Here is a 20,863-nt window from a genome sequence, read left to right on the forward strand (position 1 = left end):
CGGCTACCGGGGCCTCATTCCACGTTCATCTGCGCGCCATGGCCGCTGACATGGGCGCCGTCCTGCGGTGTCAGTCTGAGATAGGCGATCAGCGCGCACAACGTGATGACGCCCTCGACCACGAACAGGATGCGGAAATCGTTGGTCACCGCCGGCCTGCCGCCAGCCAGGAACGACAACAGCGCCGCCGCCAGGCCGACGCTGATCGCCACCCCCAACTGCCACAGTATGTAGTAGAGCGCGCTGAAGCGGGCGAGCTGGTCGGGCGCGATGTCGGAATAGGCGAGATTGCCGGTCGAAGCCCACTGCGCCGAGCGCAGAACGCCGAAGGCAAAGATATAGACGAGCACGATCCAGACCGGCGTTGTCGCGTCAATCAAGGCGAAGCCCGCTACCATGGCAGCAACGATCGGCGTGTTGACGACCAGCACGCGGCGAAAGCCGAAACGGTTGAGCAGGCGCGGCATGAAGACACGCATGATCAGCGAGCCGATTGCGGCGACGAAAGTCAGCGATCCCGCCTGCACCGCGCTCATGCCGAAGCCGAGCTGGAACATCAGCGGCAAAAGGAAAACGACCGAGCTCAGGCCGATCGTGTCCAGCCCACCACCGGTGAGGAATGAGATGCGAAAGGTGCGGATGTGCAGGAGTTTCAGGTCAAGCAAGGGGTTGCGGGCGCGCAGGCAGTAGAAGGAGGCAAGCGTCAGGATGACGATCGCCAGCGCCAGCTCGGCCGCGATCATGCTGCCGGCAGCGTCTTTGGCCGCAAGCGAATCCATGCCGAAGACCAGCAGGACCATGCCGCCGCCGACCAGCAGGAAGCCCGGAAAATCGAACTGCGTGCGCACCGGTTTGGTAACAGTCGGAAACAGCGAGGCGGCAAGAACGGCCGCCGCCAGCGCGAACGGCACGTTGATGAAGAAGATCCAGCGCCAGGAGATATAAGTCGTCAGCGCGCCGCCGACCAGCGGGCCGACCAGCGGTCCGGACTGGCCGGCCAGCGAAATATACATGTTGATCTTCAGCGTGCGGCTGCGCGGGAAGGTCGACAGGATGACGACCTGGCCGAGCGTCCCCATCAAGGCGCCGCCGAAGCCTTGCAGCGCGCGGGCGCCGACCAGCGTCCAGATGTCGTTGGACAATCCGCACAGCGCCGATGACGCGGCGAACACCAGCAAGGCGAAGCAGTAAACGTTGCGCAGGCCGAAGCGGTCGGCGGCCCAGCCGCCGAGCGGCATCGAGATGATCAGGCTGGCGACATAGACGGTGATCAACAGGCCGAGCTGGCTCGGCGGCCGGCCGAGGCTGTCGCTGATGCCGGGCAGGGCGGTGACCACGACATTCTGGTCGAGGCTGGTCATGAACACGCCGCAGGCGACCGTCAGCGGCAGCAGGAGCAAGGCTCTAGCCGACACATCGGCGCGATCCGTGGCGCCGGCGGATAGTTCTGCGGTCATGGGGATGTTCGAACCAAACGACGATGCCGACTATGAGACGGGATCTTTTTAATCCCCTGGGCCGGTTGGGCCACGTTCCCCACCATGGGCTTCCATTGGAGCATTCTCTAGCGGCAGAACCGGCTGGCCTTGAGGCCAGAACGGCTGTCGGCCCTACTGAACCTCGTAGCCGACCTCCTCGCTGGCATGGCAGAGCGCCTTCCAGAACGAGCGGGCAAAGGAGCGGAAGACATAGATGTCGAACTGGTCGGCGCCGGTGCGCTGGATCTGCGCAAAGACGTCGTGATGGGTGGTCGAACGGCCGGAGCCTATGGGGAAGGCGGGCAGCGCAAAGTCGATGGCGAAGAATTTCGCCAGCACCCATTCGGCCTTAGGGCCGGCGATGCGGATAGCGGTGCGGCCATGCGACAGGTCGGTGATCGTGCCGATTGCCGGGGTTACGTCCCCGGCAAAACTCGCCGCCAGGCCCTCGGCCTCGTCGACGACCGTGAATTTTCCAGGCGCGAAACCGAACACGGCCTTGCCGTCCTTGGCGAGACCGCCGCCGGCGCCATCGGGCAAATCGAGCCCGGTGACCTTGCCGATCACGTCGATCAGTTGCTTTTCCGCGCCCGGCCACGCGGCCAGCTGCAGGATCGAGCCCGGCCGGGTCTCGGTCAGGATGACTTCAACGCCATGCTCGAAATTGCCGTGCGAACCCGGATGGGACACCGGCTCGAGCGGCGAGAGGCGCTCGGGTAATTGGCGTTCGGGTGATTGGCGCTCAGCCATGCATGCGGCTCCCGTCCGGGTCGTAGAAATGGTTGGAGACGATCTCGACCGGCCCGAACCGGTTGCGCAGCGGATCGGAGACAAACGCGCGGGTGCCATGGCGCGCCTTGCCGCCTTCGACCAGGGCCAGCGCGATGTGCTTGCCCAGCGCCGGCGAATAGCAGCAGGCGGTGATGTGGCCGATGGAATCGTGCGGATTGGCTTCGTCCAGTTGCTCGACGAGGTGGGCGCCGCCATTGAACGGCCGGTTGTCGAGCGAGACTAGGCCGACCAGCTGCAGCCGCTCGGGCGCGATCAGGCCTTCGCGGTCCATCATCGCCGAGCCGATGAACGGCTTCTTCTTCGACAGCATCCAGTCGAGATGCAGGTCGCGCGCCGTAGTGCGCCCGTCGATCTCCGCGCCGGTGACATGGCCCTTTTCGATGCGCATCGTGCCCAACGCCTCCAGCCCGTAGGTGACCAGGCCGAACGGCTTGCCGGCTTCGACAAGGGCTTGCCAGACACGGGTGCCGTAGTCGGCGCCGCAATAGACCTCGAAGGCCATTTCTCCGGAGAAGGACAGCCGGCAAATCATCACCGGCACGCCTGATATCTCGCCGCGCACGATGCCCATGAAGGGCAGGGCCGTGTTGTCGACGGCGGTGCCTGTGACACAGGCGGCGAGGATGGCCCGCGCCTTCGGCCCGCCGATGGCCGCGCCCGCCCATTCGTCGGTTACCGAGGTGACATGCACTTTGAGTTGCGGCCAGATGACGTCGAGGAAATATTCCAGATGCTGCATCACTTTGCCGGCGTTGGCCGTGGTGGTCGTCATCAGGAAATCCTGTTCGCCAAGCCGCCAGGTGGTGCCGTCGTCGAAGGCCAGGCCATCCTCGCGCAGCATCAGGCCGTAGCGGGCCTTGCCGACGGGGAGGGTAGAAAACATGTTGGTGTAGACGCGGTCGAGGAATTCACCGGCATCCGGTCCCTGCACGGCAATCTTGCCCAGCGTCGAGACGTCGACAATGCCGGCGCTTTCGCGTGTCGCCCTGGCTTCACGGACATAGGCCTGTTCGACCGTCTCGCCGGCAAGGCCGTAGATCATTGGCCGATACCAGAGCCCGGCGGAATACATCGTTGCACCATTGGCGAGGTGCCAGTCATGCATCGGCGTCAGCCGCTCCGGCTTCAGATCGCCGAAACGCTCGGCAGCGAGCGAGCCAATCGACACCGCGGAGTAGGGCGGGCGGAAGCGGGTCGTGCCGACTTCGGGGATCGGCTTGCCCAACGCCTCGGCCATGATGGCGAGACCCGGAACGTTGGAGTTCTTGCCCTGGTCGGTCGCCATGCCGAGCGTGGTGTAGCGCTTCAGGTGCTCGACCGAGACGAAGCCTTCGCGATGCGCCAGCCGCACGTCTTCGGCGGTGACATCATGCTGGAAGTCGACGAAGCTTTTGCCTTTCGCCTTGATCTCGAACACCGGGGCCGGATCTGGGTTTCCCGGGGCTGCTTCGACATCCGGCAAGGCTGCCGGCGCAGCCGCTCCGCCCGCTGCGGACAAGCCGGCTGCGCGGCCCTCAGTGATTGCTTCGATGGTCGAGAAGCTTCCGTTGAAAGCACCCGCACCAATCCATTGCTGATTTGGCCAGCGCTGTTGCGTTTGCTTTGGCGGCAGGAAGGCCTGGCGGGCAGGATTCCACTCGGCTCTGGCGCCAGCCTGGCTGGCGAGGTGGATGGTCGGCGACCAGCCGCCCGACATCAGCAGGCTATCGGCGTGGATGCTGCGGGCGTCACCGCTCAGTGTGCCCGAATTCATGTCGAAGCGCTGTACCTTGAGGCCGGAGAGCGCCTTGCCGCCCTCGGTGGCGACCACGGCATGGCCGGAGAGGATTTCGGCTTCGGCCTCGGTGGCCAGGCTGCGCATCTCGGCCGACAGTTCGGGGCGCACATCGACGATGGCAACAATCGCCGCGCCGGCCTTTTTCAGCGCCAGCGCCGAGCGATAGGCGCTGTCATTGTTGGTGAACAGCGCGATCCTGTCGCCGGGCAGCACGCCATAGTCGTTGGCATAGCGGTCGGCGGCATGCGCCAGCATGACGCCCGGCCGGTCATTGCCGGGGAATACAAGCGGCCGCTCGAAAGAGCCGGTGGCCAGCACCACCGTTTTGGCGCGGATGGCCCAGTAGCGGTGGCGCGGCTCGCCCTTGCCGGGCGTTTCCTTGTGGTCGGTGACGCGCTCGAGCGCGGCTAGCGTGTTGCCGTCATAATAGCCCCACACCGTGGTGCGCGGCAGCAGGCGGACCGTGTCATGGCCTTCGAGCTGGCTGACGGCGCGCGCAGCCCAGTCGGCGGCCGGCGCGCCGTCGATGGCCTCGCCGGACCAGTTGGCCGAGCCGCCGAAACGCGGCTCGAGTTCGGCCAAGATGACGCGCGCGCCCTGGTTGGCAGCGGCCTTGGCGGCTGACAGGCCGGCCGGGCCGGAGCCGACCACCAGCACGTCGCAAAACGCGTTCATGCGCTCGTAGCGCGAGGTGTCGGCGGCAATACCGGCGCGGCCCAGGCCGGCGGCGCGGCGGATGAAATGCTCGCAGAACATCCAGAAGCGGGTGCCTTTCAAGGGGCCGAAGACAGGGCCCATGAAGGTCTTGTAGTAGAAGCCGGCGGCCAGGATCTTGCCGCCGAACTGGTTGACGGCGTTGATGTCCCAGGCGAGCGAGGGAAAGCGGTTCTGGCTGACGGCCACCAGCCCGTCATAGATCTCGACCATGGTTGCGGCGATGTTGGGCTCGCGCACTTCGCCGCGCAGCACCGTCACCAGCGCGTTCGGTTCCTCGACGCCGGCCGAGAGCAGGCCGCGCGGGCGGTGGTATTTGAATGAGCGGCCGAAAAGCGTGACGCCGTTGGCAAGCAGCGCCGAGGCCAGCGTGTCGCCGGCATGGCCGGTGTAGGGCGTGCCGTCGAAGGTGAAGCGGATGGTGCGCATGCGGTCGACGCGGCCGCCGGTCTCGGTGCGGCGCGGGCTCACGACTTCCCTCCGGCCTTGTGCCGGGCACCGGCATTGTGGTCGCCGCGGGCGAAACCGGTGCTGGAAATCTCATGCGTGACCGTGTTGCGCACCATCCTCAGATGGGTGCGGCAGCCGCCGGAATGCTGCCAGATCTCATTGTGGTCGCCGGCCGGGTTCAGGCGGTCGTAGACATAGGCGTTCCAGGCGTCGAGGTCCTGCGAGTTGGGCTGCGGGCGCTCGCGGTTGCCGTCGCCCTGATAGGTGAACTCGATGACGTCGCGCGGGCCGCAATAGGGACAAGTGATAAGCATTTGTTTGAACCCTAATGCAGCCGGGGCGTTGCGCCCTGGCCCTTGTCGTCAATCACCAGGCCGCGATAAAAACGGTCGAGCGTGAACGGCGCGTTGAACGCGTGCGGTTCGTCCTTGGCGATGGTGTATGCGAAGCACCAGCCCGAGGCCGGCGTCGCCTTGAAGCCGCCATAGCACCAGCCGCAGTTGAGATACATGCCCGGCAGCGGGCCGGTGGTGATGATCGGCGAACCGTCCATCGACATATCGCAGACGCCGCCCCAGGAGCGCAGCATGCGTACACGCGCAAGGCCGGGAAACAGCGCCAGCATCTCGCTCATCACCTCATCGACGATGGGCAGGTTGCCGCGCTGAGCGTAGCTGTTGTAGCCGTCGATGTCACCGCCATAGACGAGGCCGCCCTTGTCGGACTGCGACATGTAGAAATGACCCATGCCGAAGGTCAGCACCGTGTCGACGAAAGGTTTCAGCGATTCGGTGACGAAGGCCTGCAGCACATGGCTCTCGATCGGCATCCTGTCGATGCCGGCAAGCTGCATCACCCGTCCGGTGCTGCCGGCAACGGCCACGGCAACTTTCTTGCCGCGGATCTCTCCGCGCGTCGTCTGCACGCCGGTGATGCGGTCGCCGTCGCGCAGGAAGCCGGTGACCTCGCAATTCTCGACGATGTCGACGCCGCGTCGGTCGGCGCCGCGGGCATAGCCCCAGGCAACCGCATCGTGACGGGCGGTGCCGGCGCGCGGCTGCATCAGGCCGCCGACGATGGGAAAGCGCGCGGAGGCCGACATGTCCAGCGCCGGGACCAGGCGCGCGATCTCGGCGGTGCTCATCAGCTCGGCATCGACGCCGAGGTGGCGCATGGCGTTGCCGCGCCTTGCCAAGTCGTCGAACTGGCCCGGCGTGTGAGCCAGATTCAGGCAGCCGCGCTGCGAGAACATGACGTTGTAGTTGAGGTCGTGCGAAAGGTTCTCCCACATCTTCATCGAATGTTCGTAGAAGCGGGTGTTGGACGGCAAAAGGTAGTTGGAGCGCACCGCAGTGGTGTTACGGCCGACATTGCCGGAACCCAGCCAGCCCTTTTCCAGCACCGCGACATTGGTGATGCCGTGCTCCTTGGCCAGATAGTACGCCGTCGACAGGCCGTGGCCGCCGCCACCGATGATGATGACGTCATAGGAAGCCTTGGGGTCGGGCTTGCGCCAGGCCGGCTTCCAGTCCTTGTTTCCCTTGAGCGCGTTCGTGAGAAGCGAAAGGGCTGAATATTCCGCCATTCTTCATGTCATCCCTAGAGCATGATGCCGAAAAGTGTGAAGCGGTTTTCGGACGACATCATGCTCTATATCTTTGATTTCTAGAGCCGGAAGGTTTCAGGTCGGACAGACCTGAAACCTTCCGGCTCGGCGCGATGCGGCAGACTATAGAGCAGGCGGCGGGCGCAAAGCCAAGATTGCGCCATGGCTTTTCGACTGGCCGACTCCCGCAAGGCGCCCAACTGCGATGACTTCGCCACGACTTGCCCCACGGGATGAGCGTCTCTATCAAGGACCGCTTTAGAGGCGGCCTTTGCCGCCCTTTGAGTCGCCACCATTATGTTTTTTCGCTTCTTTCGCCTGATCCTGGTCCTAGCGCTCGTTGCCTTGGCGCCGCATTCGTTCGGCGCCATGGCGCAGGGGCTGGGCCAGGCGCCTGCCGGGCTGGTCGCCGACCAGCAGAAAATCCTGCAGGGTTTGGCGACGAAGACCGACGCTCTGGAGAAGAAAGTCCAGGAGGACGGCGTCGACGACACCACCCTTGTCGAGATCCGCCTGCAGCTGGAAGAGCTGTCGCGCGCTGCGCTGAACAGCGCGCTGGCGTTTCGTTCGCGGCTGGGAGAGATCAATTCGAGGCTCGAGCAGCTTGGCGCACCGCCGGCTGCCGGACAGCCGCCTGAACCGGACATCGTGACCGGCGAGCGCCAGGCGCTGGCGTCGGAAAAGGCGGAGATCAACGCCGTCATCGCCGGCGCGCAGAACCTGTCGATCCGCATCAATGCGCTGATCGAGAAGATCGGCAACATGCGCAGCGAGCTGTTTCGCAGCGGGCTGACCAAGCGCTACGTGCTGTCCGATGCACTGAGCCCGCAGGTGTTTTCCGACGCAAGGGACGAATACGCCAATTTTTACAGGGCGGTGTCGTCGTGGCTGAGCTTTGCCTTCAAGTTCAAGTTCCAGGCGATGCTCGCGGCGACCCTCATGGCGCTTGCGTTGGCCGTGGTGCTTCTGGTCGGTGGGCGCCGCCTGTTTGGGCGCATCTTCGAGCCCGACGCGTCGGTTGAAGATCCGACATATCTCAGTCGCCTGTCGGTGGCGTTCTGGTCGACCTTGCTGCCGACGCTGGCGGTCAGCGCCTTCCTCGCCTCGACGGTGTTCCTGTACAATTACTACAATGTGCTGCGCGGCGACATAGGCGTGTTCCTCAACGCTCTGGCAGCCGTCATCGCCATAGTGTTCTGTGTCAACCGCCTGACCAATGCGGCGCTGTCGCCCAGCATGCCGAACTGGCGCCTGATCCAGGTCGAGACCGGCCCGGCGCGTTGGCTGGTGCGACTGACGACGGCCATGGCAGTCGTCATCGGCATCAACAATTTCCTGTCGATCGTCAACGACAAGATGGGCTCGCCCCTGTCGCTGACGGTGGCCAGGAGTTTTGTCGCCACCGTCATCGTGGGCGTCATCCTGATCCTGATGGCGCTGCTGAAGCCTTACAAGGACGCCGACGGGCGCTGGCGCCCCTGGCCGGCCTGGCTGCGCTACACCTGTGTCGCGCTCGGCCTGTTCACGATTGCGGCGGCGCTGTTCGGCTATATCGGTCTTGCCATCTTCGTCTCGTTGCAGGTCGTGGTCACCGGCACCATCCTGCTCACCGCCTATATCGGCTTCCTGTCGGCGCGCGAGATCGGCGAGGAGGGTGGTTTCGCCGGCACGTCCATCGGGCGCTGGCTGAAGACCAATTCCAGCTATGAGGACACCGCGCTCGACCAACTCGGCCTCGTCGTCAGCGTCGCCATCAACCTGATGATCGTGCTGGTGTTCCTGCCGCTGATCCTGTTGATGTGGGGCTTCCAGCCCGGCGATATCCAGGCCTGGGGCTATAAATTGGCGACAGGCGTCACCGTCGGTTCGGTGACGATTTCGGTCACCGGCATCCTCACCGGCATCGTCGTCTTCATCATCGGCTATTTCCTGACCCGCTGGTTCCAGGGCTGGCTCGACGGCTCGGTAATGGCGCGCGGCAAGGTCGATACCGGCGTGCGCAACTCGATCCGGCTGGCGGTCGGCTATGCCGGCGTCGCGCTCGCTGGGCTCGTCGGCATCTCGGCGGCGGGCATCGATCTCTCCAACCTGGCGCTTGTTGCCGGCGCACTTTCGCTGGGTATCGGCTTTGGCCTGCAGAATGTCGTGTCCAACTTCGTGTCCGGCCTGATCCTGCTCGCCGAGCGGCCGTTCAAGGTCGGCGACTGGATCGTCGCCGGCGACACATCAGGCACGGTCAAGAAGATCAGCGTGCGCGCCACCGAAATCGAGACCTTCCAGCGGCAATCGGTGATCCTGCCCAATTCGAACCTCATCAACAACGCCGTCGGCAACTGGACGCACCGCAACAAGCTCGGACGTGTGGAGATCAAGGTCGGGGTCGCCTATGGCAGCGACGTCAAGCGGGTACACGCGGTTCTGCTTGAGATTGCGCGCGGCCATGCGCTGGTGCTGAAGAACCCGGAACCCTTCGTGCTGTTCACCAATTTCGGGCCGGCAGCACTCGAGTTCGAGATCCGCGTGTTCCTGGCCGATGTGCTGAACGGCGCCATCGTTCAGAACGATATCCGCTTTGCCGTTCTCGATGCTTTTGACGCCGAGCACATAGAAATCCCCTCGACGCCGCGCGCCGAGGTCAAGGTCAAGAAGACCGACGCATGGCCGATCGACGACGACAAGATCGAGGTCGAGTTCGCCGAGAAGGAGCAGGCGGAGGCCAGAGCCGCCGCCGAGGCGAAGCGGCTGGCCAAAACTGGTCGCAAGGCCCGCAAACCCGATCCCAGCTAAGGCCCCAAGCTCTTCCCAAACCAATTGCGGCATGAATGCGGCATTCAGTTGCGGTTCAGCTTGCATCTCATATAAGCTCACATGCAAGGGCGAGAATGCCTTGCGAAATGCAACAGAGGCGGTGTGGAAACACCGATATTGCAAAATGTGGAAGTCGCTCGTCGTCGCCATCGCTCTTACCGCAGCGAGTGGCTCGGCCTTTGCCGCCAGCGCGGTCAACAAGGATGCTGAGACCCGTACGCTGATCGTGACGGAAGGCGGCGGCAAGACGGAGTTGGCGCTGGCCGCTGGCGAAACCGTGGAATTCTGCCCGAACGGCTGTTTTGTCACCTTGCCCAATGGTGACCTCGAGGCCCTGACCGGCTCGGAAACGGTCGAAATCTCGGGTGGCGTTGCCCGCATCAAGTAAAGTCGGCAGGCAAATGTAGTAGAGGCCGGGCAATGCCCGGCCTTTTATTGTTCGCGGTAGCGATTGCTTAACAATGACGCGGGAAATATCGTGGCGCCTACCGGCTGCAACCGTGCGTTTTAACGTTCGCTACGCCGTTCCGCCGCTATACCGGTGCGAAGACGCCGAAACACGGCGCAACGGTTATGAATAGGGCAGAACGGACATGGATGCGCGGTCGGACAAGAACGCAATCCCGCTTGCGGTCGACCTCGACGGCACGCTGATTGCGACCGATCTTCTTTGGGAAGGCCTGTTCATCCTGCTCAAGAAGAATCCGCTCTATGTTTTCCTGGTTCCGTTCTGGCTGGCCGCCGGCCCGGCGCGGCTGAAACAAGCCATCGCCGACCGCATCGACATCGATCCGGCCTCGCTGCCCTATCGCGAAGCGCTGCTGCAGCGGCTGCTCGCCGACCATAGCGACGGACGCAAGATCGTGCTGGCGACCGGTACGCCACGCAAGTTCGCCGAGACGATCGCCGCGCATCTGGGCGTCTTCGACTATGTGCTGGCGACCGACGGTCCCCACAACATGACCTCGGGCCGCAAGCGCGACGCGCTCATCGCCGCCTATGGCGACGGCGGTTTCGACTATGCCGGCAACAGCCGGCACGACCTCAAGGTTTTCGGAGCCGCACGCAACGCCATCGTCGTGGCGCCCGACCGCCATGCGAAGCGCTGGCAGGCCGCGCATAGCGCCGAAAGGATGCCGGCGCCGAAAAGGACATTGAAGACATACGTCAAGATGCTGCGGGTGCATCAGTGGCTGAAGAATTCGCTGATCGCGGTGCCGATGGTGCTGTCGCATGAATACTTCAACATCAACATGATCTGGCAATGCCTGCTGGCGTTCGTCTCCTTCAGCGCCGTGGCTTCCGCCATCTACATTCTCAACGATTTCTTCGACCTTGCGCTCGACCGCAAGCATCCGACCAAACGCAACCGGCCTTTCGCCAGCGGCGCTTTGTCGATCCCGTTCGGTCTCGGCGCGATGGCGGTGCTGCTGGCGATCGGCATTGCCGCCGGGCTTCTGTTGCCGATCGAGTTCCTGGGCGTGCTCGCCGGCTATCTGGTGGTGACCACAGCCTATTCGCTGTCGTTCAAGCGCATGCTCCTGGCCGACGTACTGACGCTGGCCGGGCTCTACACGGTGCGTGTGCTGGCAGGTGCTGCGGCGACCGGGGTCGAAGTCTCGTTCTGGCTGCTCGCCTTCTCGATTTTCTTCTTCCTGTCGCTGGCGCTGGTGAAGCGCTATGTCGAACTGCGCACCACAGCCATTCCGGTGGGCGAGCGCATTGCCGGTCGCGGCTACCGCATCGAAGATCAGGAGATCGTCGCCCAGGCAGGAATGGCGTCGGCCTTCTCCTCGGCGCTGGTGCTGGCGCTCTACATGGACAGCGTCGCGGTACGCGAACTCTATCCGCATCCCTGGCTGGTCTGGCCGCTGGCGCCGATCGTGCTGTATTTGACCATGCGGGTCTGGATCCTGGCGCGCCGCAACGAGATGAATGACGATCCGGTCATCTTCATCATTCGCGACTGGCGAAGCCAGATCGTCGTGGTGATCGGCGCCGCCCTTCTGGTCGCGGGAGGCTGGTAGGGCATGGCCGGCGAACGGTACCGGAGTTTTGGCCTCGCCACGCCGGCCGCAAAGCGAGCCATCGCGGCCGACGATGCCATCGCGCTGATGCGGAGCGGCAAGGCGACAAAGAACGCCTTGCTCGCCTATGGCAATGGCCGCTCCTACGGCGATTCCTGCCAGAACGAGCCAGGTGCGGTCGTGGACATGCGGCCGCTGAACCGCATCGGCGCCTTCAATGCCGAGACCGGCCTGCTCGAGGCGGAGGCCGGCGTGTTCCTCTCCGATATCATTGCGCACACTGCACCTTACGGTTTCTTTCCGACTGTGGTCCCAGGCACCCAGTTCGTCACCCTTGGCGGCGCGATCGCCAATGACGTCCATGGCAAGAACCATCACCGGCGCGGCACCTTTGGCTGCCATGTCGAGTCGTTCACGCTGCTGCGCTCGGATGGGCGGACCTACACCTGCTCGGCAACCGACAATGCAAGGCTGTTTGCGGCGACGATCGGCGGCATGGGGCTGACCGGCCTGATCCTGTCGGCCTCGATCCGGCTGATGCGGGTGCATTCGCTCGATATCGCCGAGAAGGTAACGCGGTTTGCCGATCTCGGCGAATTCTTCGAACTGGCCGAGGCCGCCGACCAGGCCAATGAATATGCCGTCGCCTGGATCGACCAGCTTGCCGGCGGCCATGGCCGCGGGCGCGGCCTGTTGTTGACAGGCAATCATGCCGAGTATGGCTCGCATGCGGCGTCTCGCGCCGGCTCCCGTTTTTCAGTGCCGTTCCAGCCGCCGTTCAATGTGCTCAACCGGCCGTTCCTCACCGCCTTCAACGCCGCCTATCGGTGGAAGAAGGGGCGCTCGCCGGGGCCGAGCCAAACCGGCTACCAGGGCTTTTTCTTTCCGCTTGATGGTGTCGGCGACTGGAATCGGCTGTATGGCCCGAAAGGTCTCTACCAGCACCAGAGCGTGGTGCCGGAAAATGTCGCGCGTCAGACCGTGCCGGCGCTGCTCGAGGCGGCGCGATGGGCCGGGCAGGGCTCTTTCCTCACCGTGTTGAAGCGCTTCGGCTCGATCCGCTCGCCGGGGCTGCTGTCCTTTCCGCGGCCAGGCTTCACGTTGACGCTGGATTTCCCCAATCGCGGCGACAGGACGCTGGCCCTGCTCAGCGAACTCGACCGCATCACGGTCGCGGCCGGCGGCGCGGTCAACCCGTACAAGGATGCGCGCATGGGCGCTGATACTTTTGCGGCCTCCTTCCCGAATTGGCAGCGGCTTGAAGCGCTGCGCGACCCGGCGTTCGTGTCCAGTTTCTGGCTGCGGACGGCGAAAAAGCTCAACGTCCGGCCAGGGCGTGTCGAGGCAGCTGAATAGGTACAATCCGAATAAGTCATGGTGAATAGATCGTAAGTTCCGTGGGTTACTCAAAGCATTGTCGTGACTTCACGAAATGTTTGCAGGTTCGTAATAGGACCGTTGCGAGTGGCGGGTGCAAAATATGAAATACATCGTCTTCATTCTGTTCACGGTCATGACCAATGCCGCCGCGCAGCTGATGCTGAAGCAAGGCATGATGTCGCTCGGTCCCATTTCGTTCGAAGGCACCAATCCGCTTTTGAAGCTGTTGCAGGTCGTTTTCAGCCCATGGGTGTTTCTCGGCCTGTGCACCTTCGTCATCTCGATGGCTTCGCATCTCTATGTGCTGTCCAAGGTCGAGCTCAGCTTTGCCTATCCGTTCCTCAGCCTTGCCTATGTCGCGGTTGCGATCTTCGCCTATTTCATCTTCCGCGAGGACCTCAATGCCTGGCGCATTGCCGGCATCGCCTTCATCTGCGTCGGCACCGTGCTGATCGCGCAAAGCGGTCGAGACTTGGGCGGGCGCGGGCATGACGACCAAACCGCTTCCATCATCCCCGACAAGACCAGCGAGATCGTTCGATGAGACATGTTATTTTCGGCGGCGACGGCTTCGTCGGCCGTCATCTTGCCCCGAAGCTTGTGGCCGATGGCGAAGAGGTTGTCGTTGCCGACATCGTCAAGAGCGACCTGACGCACTATCGCAACGTTCGCTTCGTCACCTGCGATGTCACGGATACGGCCTCGGTGGCCAACATCGGATTGAAGGCCGACGACATGGTCTACAACCTGTCGGCCAAAATGCTGTCGCCGATCCAGGTGCGGGCCAAGCGTCACGACTTCTTCTTTCCGGTGAATTTCCACGGCACCGAACACATCATGCAGGCGATGGACAAGGCCGGCGCGTCCAAGCTCGTCCACTACACCACCGACATGATCTACGGCCACACGGTCACCCAGCCGATGACTGAGGAGCACCCGGTCGCGCCGCTCGGCGAATATGGCTGGTCGAAGCAGAAGACCGAGGAGCTCGCCGCTCAATGGCGCAAGCGCGGCATGTCGATCTCGCTGTTTCGCCCGCGTCTGATCATCGGTCCCGGCCGGCTCGGGATCCTGGAAAAGCTGTTCAAACTGATCGACTGGAATTTTCCTGTGCCGATGATCGGCTCGGGCAAGAACCCCTATCAGTTCATCTCGGTGTTCGATTGCGCGGAAGCTGCCCGCGCGGCCTGGAAGGCAGGCGTGCCCAACCAGGCCTATAATCTGGGCTCCCTCAATCCGCCGCCGGTGAAGAAATTGCTGGGCGACCTGATCAAGCATGCCGGCTCGAAGTCGCTGCTGATCCCGACGCCGGGCTGGGCGGTCAAGCGCACCCTCGACCTGCTCGATCTCATGAACATGCCGATCATGGATCCCGAACAATATCTGATCGCCGATGAGGAGTGCGTGCTCGACGTATCCAAGGCCGAGCGCCAGCTCGGCTGGGTGCCGCAATATCGCGACGAGGACATGCTGATCGCCGCCTACAGCGAATACCGCGCCAAGAAAGACGGGCTTGCCGTCACCGCCAATCATGTCCCCGCCGAATAAGTGGGACGACCAGGAGAACTCCGAAATGACCGTCATGGCCAAGCCTGAGCAGACGAACGCGCGCACCATGGTCGGCGCGCCGGCGTTGTCGCCTACCGCCATCGCCAAGCCCGACCTGATCAGCGTCGAGCAGGCGAAGGCGATGGATGTCGCGCGCATGACCGACCTGTTCAAGGCGCATCTCAATCCGGGCCAGCTGCATTTCATGAAGTTGCTCGGCTTCCACAAGATCAAGATCGAGCGTGCCGAAGGCATGTTCTACATCGACCAGAACGGCCGCAAGATTCTCGACTTCTTCGGCGGCTTCGGTTCGCTGGCCTTCGGCCACAACCATCCGCGCATCCTGGAGGCCCGGCGCAAATTCCAGGAGGAGAAGCGCCAGGAAATCGCCATCGCCTTCATGTCGCAATATGCATCGGCCCTTGCGCACAACATCGCCAAATGCTCGCCCGGCGATCTCGACATGGTGTTTCTGGGCTCGTCGGGTTCGGAAGCGATGGAAGCGGCGGTGAAGCTCGCCGAGCGCGCCGCCGGGCCGAAGAGGCCAAAAATCGTCTATGCCGAGAATTCCTTCCACGGCAAGACCAAGGGCGTGCTCGGCATTACCGATGGCCAGCTCTACCGCGCGGACTTCAAGATGGCTGAGAACACCGTTCGCATTCCGTTCGCCGATATCGAAGCGGTCGAGCGGCTGTTCCGCTCCGACCCGGAGGTCGGCGTCATAGTGCTTGAGACAATCCAGGGCGGCGGCGGCATCATCCAGGCAGAGGCGCAATACTGGCAGAAATTGCGCGTGCTCTGCGACCAGTATGGCGTGCTGTGGGTGGCGGACGAAGTGCAGTGCGGCTATGGCCGTTCGGGACGCTTCTATGCCTTCGAGCATTATGGCGTCGTGCCCGATGTGACGGCGCTCGCGAAATCGCTCGGCGCCGGCAAGGCGGCGGTCGGCGCGATGATCGCCCGGCGCGAGGTCTATATGAAGGCCTATGGCACGCCGAAGACGGCGATGATCCATGCCATGGCCACCTTTGGCGGCATGGGCGAGGCCTGCGTCACCGCGATCGAGGGCATCAATGTGCTCTATGATGAGGGGCTGATCGACAACGCCGCCACTACCGGCGACTATCTGCTTCAGCGCCTGCAGGCGCTGAAGGAGAAGTACCCGAAGATCATCAAGGATGTGCGCGGCAAAGGCTTTATGGTCGGGCTCGAGTTCCACGACTTCTCGCAGACCTTGCCGATGGTGCTGCGTCCGATCGTCAGCGTCCTCGACGACAAGCTGAAGGGCTCGCTGTCGGGCTTCGTCGGCGCGCTGTTGCTGCGCGACTATGACGTGCTCGTCGCCTTCACCGAATACAACCGCAACGTCATCCGTCTCGAGCCGCCGCTGATCTGCCAGCGCGAGCATGTCGACCGTTTCGTCGATGCCTTCGATAGCCTGCTGTCGCGCGGCATCGTGGGGATCGTGAAGGATTTCGTCAAAAGCCAAGTCCGTTAAAGAAGTCCGTTGAGCGAAGTCCCGAGTCCGACAATGCTGAGCAAGTCTCCCGCCCCGCAAAACACACTCGACCGGCTGACCGCGGCCGCTCTGGCGTGGGGCGAGGGGACTTATGCGCGATGGGCCGCGCCAATCGGCGCGATCGCGTTTTCGCTCTATATCCTGCTGACGGCGTTTACCGCCTGGACGATGCCCGATGCCAATTGGGACATGCTGCCTTATCTCGCAATCGCCGAGGAGGGCGCTTACCCAGATGCGCAGGCGCTGCATGACTATGCCTACAGGACGGTCCAGGCCGGCGTTTCGGCCGCCGATTACAAGGCGCTGACAGACGATGGCGGCGGTTTCCGCAGCCATATGGCGCAAGATGCCGCCGACTTTCATTCGCTGCTTGGCATGTACCGGATCAAGTTTCTCTATGCCGAGATGCTGTCGACTATGAGTTCGGTGATGTCGCCGGTCGAGGCGATGCGGGTGCTGCAGGTGGTCTCGGTGCTGCTGTTCGGGATGATCACGCTGCTTTGGCTGCGAACCGAAGGCGCGCTTGCGCTGGCGCCTGTGGTCGGCGCGGTGCTGATCATGGCCGATTTCGGCGATGCCGCACGCGCCTCGACCCCGGATCTGTTGTGCTCGGCGCTGTTCCTCGGCGGGCTGCTTGCCTATGTGCGCGGCCGCGAGGCAGCGACCGCTGTCCTGCTTTTCCTGGCCTTCATGGCGCGGCCGGACAACATCGTGTTCCTGGCCATTTTCGCCGTGCTGCTGCTGGTCTTCCGGCAGCGGGCGTGGGGCGCGCTGGCCGGCTTTGCCGCGTCCTTCGTCGCCTATTTCGCGATTTCGCACTGGGCCCAGCATCCCGGCTGGTGGCCGCATCTGTGGTTCTCCAGCATCGAGCAGCACTACAATATGGATGGCTTCGAGCCGCCGTTCTCGGTTGGCGCCTATCTCAAGGCGTTTGCCGCATCCTTCATTCGCGCTATCAGCATCAACAGCTGGGTCGGGGTCTCGGTTCTGGCGCTGGCCGCGTGGTTTGCGCTCGGCCGCGCCGGCTTCCGGCTCGATCGTCGCGCCGGCATCCTGCTTGCAGCACTGGTGCTTGGCGTGCTGGCGAAATTCACCGTCTTTCCGATCCACGACACCCGCATCTACTTCCCGAACCTTCTGCCGCCCTACCTTTTGCTCGTCGGCCCGATCATGGCGCTGTGGGCGTCGGCAAGCCTGAATGGAAGGCGGCCCATCGCCTTGCAGGCCATACCTGGAGATAATCCATGAGTTCCATTTCCGGCCTGGCGCGCATCGCCCTTTCGCTCGGCCTGCCCGCCGGCCTGCTCGATCGCGGGCCGGCGTTGCGTGGCACGAAATTCCTGGCCAAGGCGGCGCTGAAGGCGCGGTTTGGCGGTGGGCAACCGTTCCAGATGGTCAATGTCGGCGCTTGCGACGGCGCGCTGTTCGACGACGTCACGCCGTGGCTGCATCGCATCCCGCGCGCAAAGGCCGTGCTGGTCGAGCCGATCCCGTACAATCAGAAGCGGCTGCGCGCCAACTACCCCGACACGAACCGTTTCATCATCGAGCCGGTCGCGGTGACCAAAACCAAGGGCACGATCACCGTCCACACTTTCGATGCCGCGGCACTCGAGGCCGGCACGCTGCCGGTCGAGTTCATCGGCTGCTCATCGATCACCGATACCAATCTGATGTCGGGCAAGAATGCCTGGGGCGAGGCCGACGCCAATTTCAACAAGTTCGCGCCGCACCTCAGGGATATCGAGGTGCCGTCGGAAACGCTGCAGACGCTGCTCGACCGCAACGGCATCACGCATATCGACGCCTTCCTGGTCGATTGCGAGGGCGCCGACTGGATCGTCTTCGAACAGCTCGATCTCAAGCGCTATCGTCCGGGCATGATCAAGGTCGAGGTCGGCGCGCTGCCGGCGGCCGAAATCGGCGAGGTAGTGGTCAAGCTCAAGACATCAGGCTACCAGGTCGGCTTCCAGGCCGAGGACATCTGGGCCTTCGCCTGAGATAGATCGCCACTGGCGGCACGCCGGCGCGCCGGGTCGCGTCGCATCCGCGACGTGTCGCAAACAGGCGGTAGCTGCATCCACGTCCTCTGCATATTGTGCGCCATTCGAACGGGCGCGGACACGCCTGCTTTATCCCTTGGAGTCGCGGCAATGGCAGAGTTTCCGAAACAGGCGAAGGTCGTCATCGTCGGCCTGGGTGGCATTGTCGGCGCATCGATCGCCCATCATCTGATCGAACGCGGCTGGACCGACATTGTCGGCATCGACAAATCGGGCATTCCGACCGACATCGGCTCGACCGCGCACGCCTCGGACTTCTGCTACACCACCAGCCATGATTTCCTGTCCTGCTGGACGACGCTCTACTCCATCGATTTCTACGAGAAGATGGGCCACTACGCCCGCATTGGCGGCCTCGAAGTGGCGCGCGTCGGCGACGACAGCCGCATGGACGAGATCAAGCGCAAGATCGCCTCGGCCAAATCCTTCGGCACCCGCGCCCGGCTGATCGAACCGGCCGAGATCAAGGAAAAATTCCCGCTGATCGAAGAGTCCATGGTGCAGGGCGGCCTGTGGGATCCGGACGCCGGCCTGGTCATCCCGCGCTCGCAGACTGTCGCCGGCAAGCTGGTCGACCAGGCGGAAGCTACGGGGAAACTCAAATCCTTCGCCAACACGCCCGCCAAATCTCTCATCGTCGAGGAAGGCCGCATCAAGGGCGTCGTCACCGACCGCGGCACGATCATGGCCGATTATGTCATCGTCTGCGCCGGCATCTGGGGCCGGCTGATCGCCGAGATGGTCGGCGAGGACCTGCCGGTCATGCCGATCGACCATCCGCTGACCTTCTTCGGGCCTTACAATCAATTCGCCGGCACCGGCAAGGAGATCGGCTGGCCGCTGCTGCGCGACCAAGGCAATTCGGCCTATATGCGCGACACCGGCGATCCCAAGACCGCCGAAGGCGGCCAGATCGAATGGGGTTACTACGAAGAGACCAATCCGCGTCTTTGCCATCCGCGCGATTTGCTGGAAAAGGATCAGGCGCGGCTGTCGCCGTCGCAGCGCGATCTCGACATGGAGCAGATCCTGGCGCCGCTTGAGCGCGCCATGGAGCTGACGCCGATCCTGGGCGAACTCGGCTACAATGAAAGCCATTCCTTCAACGGCCTGTTGCAGGTGACCGCCGATGGCGGCCCGTCCATGGGCGAGAGCCAGAAGGTGAGGGGCCTCTGGTACGCCGTCGCCATCTGGGTCAAGGACGGCCCCGGCATGGGCAAGCTGATCGCCGACTGGATGACGGACGGCCGCACGGAAATCGACCATCACGCCATCGACTATGCGCGCTTCTATCCGCACCAGACGAAAGAGCAGTTCATCTGGGATCGCTGCACCGAGACGGCGATGAAGGTCTACAATCCGGCGGTGCATCCGCGCGAGCCGTTCTCCAAAGGCCGCAACATCCGCCGCTCGCCATTCTGGGAGCGCGAGAAGGAGCTTGGCGGTTACTTCATGGAGCTGGGCGGTTGGGAGCGCGCGCATGGCTATGCCGCCAACGAGCATCTGCTGGAGAAGTATGGCAACCGGGTTCCCATACGTGAGAACGAGTGGGACAATCGCCATTTCTGGCGGGTGTCCAATGCCGAGCACCTGGCGATGAGCGAGGATTGCGGCATCGTCAACCTCTCGCATTTCTCGATGTACGACATCGAAGGGCCGGATCATGTCGCGCTGCTGGAGTGGCTGTGCGCGGCCAAGATCGGCGGCGACAACAACATCGGCAAGGGTATCTACACCCACTTCCTCGACGAGGAAGGCATGGTGCGCGCCGACTTCACCGTCATCCGCATGGCCGACCGCTGCCGGCTGATCGACGGCGCCGACGCCGGTCCGCGCGATTTCCGCTACATGCAGCGCACCGCGCAGGATAAAGGCTTTGACGTCACCATCACCGACGTGACGGAAAAATATGTCACCATTGGCATCTGGGGACCGAACGCCCGCACGACACTGCGGAAAGTGGTCGAAAATCCGGATGGTCTCTCGCTCGAGAACTTCCCGTTCGCGGCGATCAAGCCGGTCAGGATCGGCGGCAAGGATGTCACGGCATTCCGCATCTCTTATGTCGGCGAGCAGGGCTGGGAACTGCATATGCGCTACGAGGACGGCTTGGCCGTTTGGGACGCGCTGCGCTCGACCGGCGTGATGCCGTTCGGCGTCGAGACCTATGCCAACACCCGGCGCATGGAAAAGAGCCTGCGCCTGCAGAACGCCGACCTTCTGACCGAGTATAATCTGCTCGAGGCCGACCTTGCCCGACCGAAGGTCAAGGAGAACGACTTCTGCGGCAAGGCCAAACATGTCGAATACCGCGCCCGCGAACACCAGCCGGCGATCCTGTGCACGCTGGTGATGACGGAAAACGTCGATTCGAAGGGTGTTGCCCGCTATCCCGTCGGCACCATGCCGGTGATGGATCCGAAGACCGGCGAAACCCTTGTCGACGAACTCGGCCGCCGCTCCTTCACCACGTCGATGGCCTATGGCCCGACCATCGGCAAGAACATCGGCCTCGCCTATCTGCCCTGGGCCTATGCCCAGGAGGGCCGCAAGTTTGCCATCGAATATTTCGGCGAGACCTACCCGGTCGAGGTGGCTGCCGTCGGCTACAAGCCGCTCTACGATCCAGAGAATTTGAAGCCGAGGAGTTGAGCGCCGTCGATTTCTCGGCAGCACCGCTCATATTGGTGTGACGCAAAAC

Annotated in this window: 15 protein-coding genes; 10 read left to right on the plus strand and 5 right to left on the minus strand. The window is 63.4% G+C overall.

Translation table 11 applies throughout. From position 1 onward, the window contains the following. Positions 1-14 precede the first annotated feature (14 nt). From NLY42_RS18415 to NLY42_RS18435, 5 genes are all read right to left on the minus strand, one after another. Positions 15-1,457: an MFS transporter gene (locus tag NLY42_RS18415; protein ID WP_023733780.1), complete on the minus strand. Its 1,443-nt coding sequence runs from the start codon at positions 1,455-1,457 to the stop codon at positions 15-17. Between the two features lie 153 nt (positions 1,458-1,610). Further along, positions 1,611-2,228, minus strand: a complete 618-nt coding sequence (locus tag NLY42_RS18420) for a sarcosine oxidase subunit gamma (protein WP_031244522.1) — start codon at positions 2,226-2,228, stop codon at positions 1,611-1,613. Further along, positions 2,221-5,232, minus strand: coding sequence for a sarcosine oxidase subunit alpha (locus NLY42_RS18425; RefSeq protein WP_023753445.1), 3,012 nt, complete (start codon positions 5,230-5,232; stop codon positions 2,221-2,223). The genes NLY42_RS18420 and NLY42_RS18425 overlap by 8 nt, the downstream gene beginning before the upstream one ends. Next, on the minus strand, positions 5,229-5,525 hold the full coding sequence (locus tag NLY42_RS18430) for a sarcosine oxidase subunit delta (RefSeq protein ID WP_023753444.1): 297 nt from the start codon (positions 5,523-5,525) through the stop codon (positions 5,229-5,231). The genes NLY42_RS18425 and NLY42_RS18430 overlap by 4 nt, the downstream gene beginning before the upstream one ends. Before the next feature lie 11 nt (positions 5,526-5,536). Continuing rightward, a complete protein-coding gene (locus NLY42_RS18435; RefSeq protein WP_023670368.1) occupies positions 5,537-6,796 on the minus strand; it encodes a sarcosine oxidase subunit beta family protein in 1,260 nt (419 codons plus the stop codon). A 318-nt stretch (positions 6,797-7,114) separates the two neighbouring features. Here NLY42_RS18435 and NLY42_RS18440 point away from each other — a divergent pair, with 318 nt between their 5' ends. From NLY42_RS18440 to NLY42_RS18485, 10 genes are all read left to right on the plus strand, one after another. Beyond that, positions 7,115-9,604, plus strand: coding sequence for a mechanosensitive ion channel family protein (locus NLY42_RS18440; protein WP_023750170.1), 2,490 nt, complete (start codon positions 7,115-7,117; stop codon positions 9,602-9,604). A 145-nt stretch (positions 9,605-9,749) separates the two neighbouring features. Next, a complete protein-coding gene (locus NLY42_RS18445) occupies positions 9,750-10,013 on the plus strand; it encodes a hypothetical protein (protein ID WP_023670370.1) in 264 nt (87 codons plus the stop codon). Between the two features lie 205 nt (positions 10,014-10,218). Then, the gene (locus NLY42_RS18450) at positions 10,219-11,652 is read left to right on the plus strand and encodes a UbiA family prenyltransferase (protein WP_023733775.1); all 1,434 of its coding nucleotides are present in this window, start codon (positions 10,219-10,221) and stop codon (positions 11,650-11,652) included. Between the two features lie 3 nt (positions 11,653-11,655). After that, positions 11,656-13,008, plus strand: coding sequence for an FAD-binding oxidoreductase (locus NLY42_RS18455; RefSeq protein ID WP_023753443.1), 1,353 nt, complete (start codon positions 11,656-11,658; stop codon positions 13,006-13,008). A 124-nt stretch (positions 13,009-13,132) separates the two neighbouring features. After that, positions 13,133-13,576: an EamA family transporter gene (locus NLY42_RS18460; RefSeq protein ID WP_023699265.1), complete on the plus strand. Its 444-nt coding sequence runs from the start codon at positions 13,133-13,135 to the stop codon at positions 13,574-13,576. Next, on the plus strand, positions 13,573-14,580 hold the full coding sequence (locus tag NLY42_RS18465; protein WP_023688098.1) for an NAD-dependent epimerase/dehydratase family protein: 1,008 nt from the start codon (positions 13,573-13,575) through the stop codon (positions 14,578-14,580). Before NLY42_RS18460 ends, NLY42_RS18465 begins: the two co-directional genes overlap by 4 nt. 67 nt (positions 14,581-14,647) lie before the next feature. Then, positions 14,648-16,078: an aspartate aminotransferase family protein gene (locus tag NLY42_RS18470; RefSeq protein ID WP_245263487.1), complete on the plus strand. Its 1,431-nt coding sequence runs from the start codon at positions 14,648-14,650 to the stop codon at positions 16,076-16,078. 33 nt (positions 16,079-16,111) lie between these two features. Further along, positions 16,112-17,347 carry a glycosyltransferase 87 family protein gene (locus NLY42_RS18475; RefSeq protein ID WP_023753441.1) on the plus strand — a complete coding sequence of 412 codons (1,236 nt, stop codon included), beginning with the start codon at positions 16,112-16,114 and terminating at the stop codon, positions 17,345-17,347. Beyond that, positions 17,344-18,099 (plus strand): FkbM family methyltransferase, encoded by a 756-nt coding sequence (locus NLY42_RS18480; RefSeq protein WP_023753440.1) that lies wholly within the window; start codon positions 17,344-17,346, stop codon positions 18,097-18,099. The genes NLY42_RS18475 and NLY42_RS18480 overlap by 4 nt, the downstream gene beginning before the upstream one ends. Before the next feature lie 153 nt (positions 18,100-18,252). Further along, positions 18,253-20,814, plus strand: a complete 2,562-nt coding sequence (locus NLY42_RS18485) for a GcvT family protein (RefSeq protein WP_023753439.1) — start codon at positions 18,253-18,255, stop codon at positions 20,812-20,814. Positions 20,815-20,863 lie beyond the last annotated feature (49 nt).

The organism is Mesorhizobium sp. C372A, assembly GCF_030323245.1.
GTDB lineage: Bacteria > Pseudomonadota > Alphaproteobacteria > Rhizobiales > Rhizobiaceae > Mesorhizobium.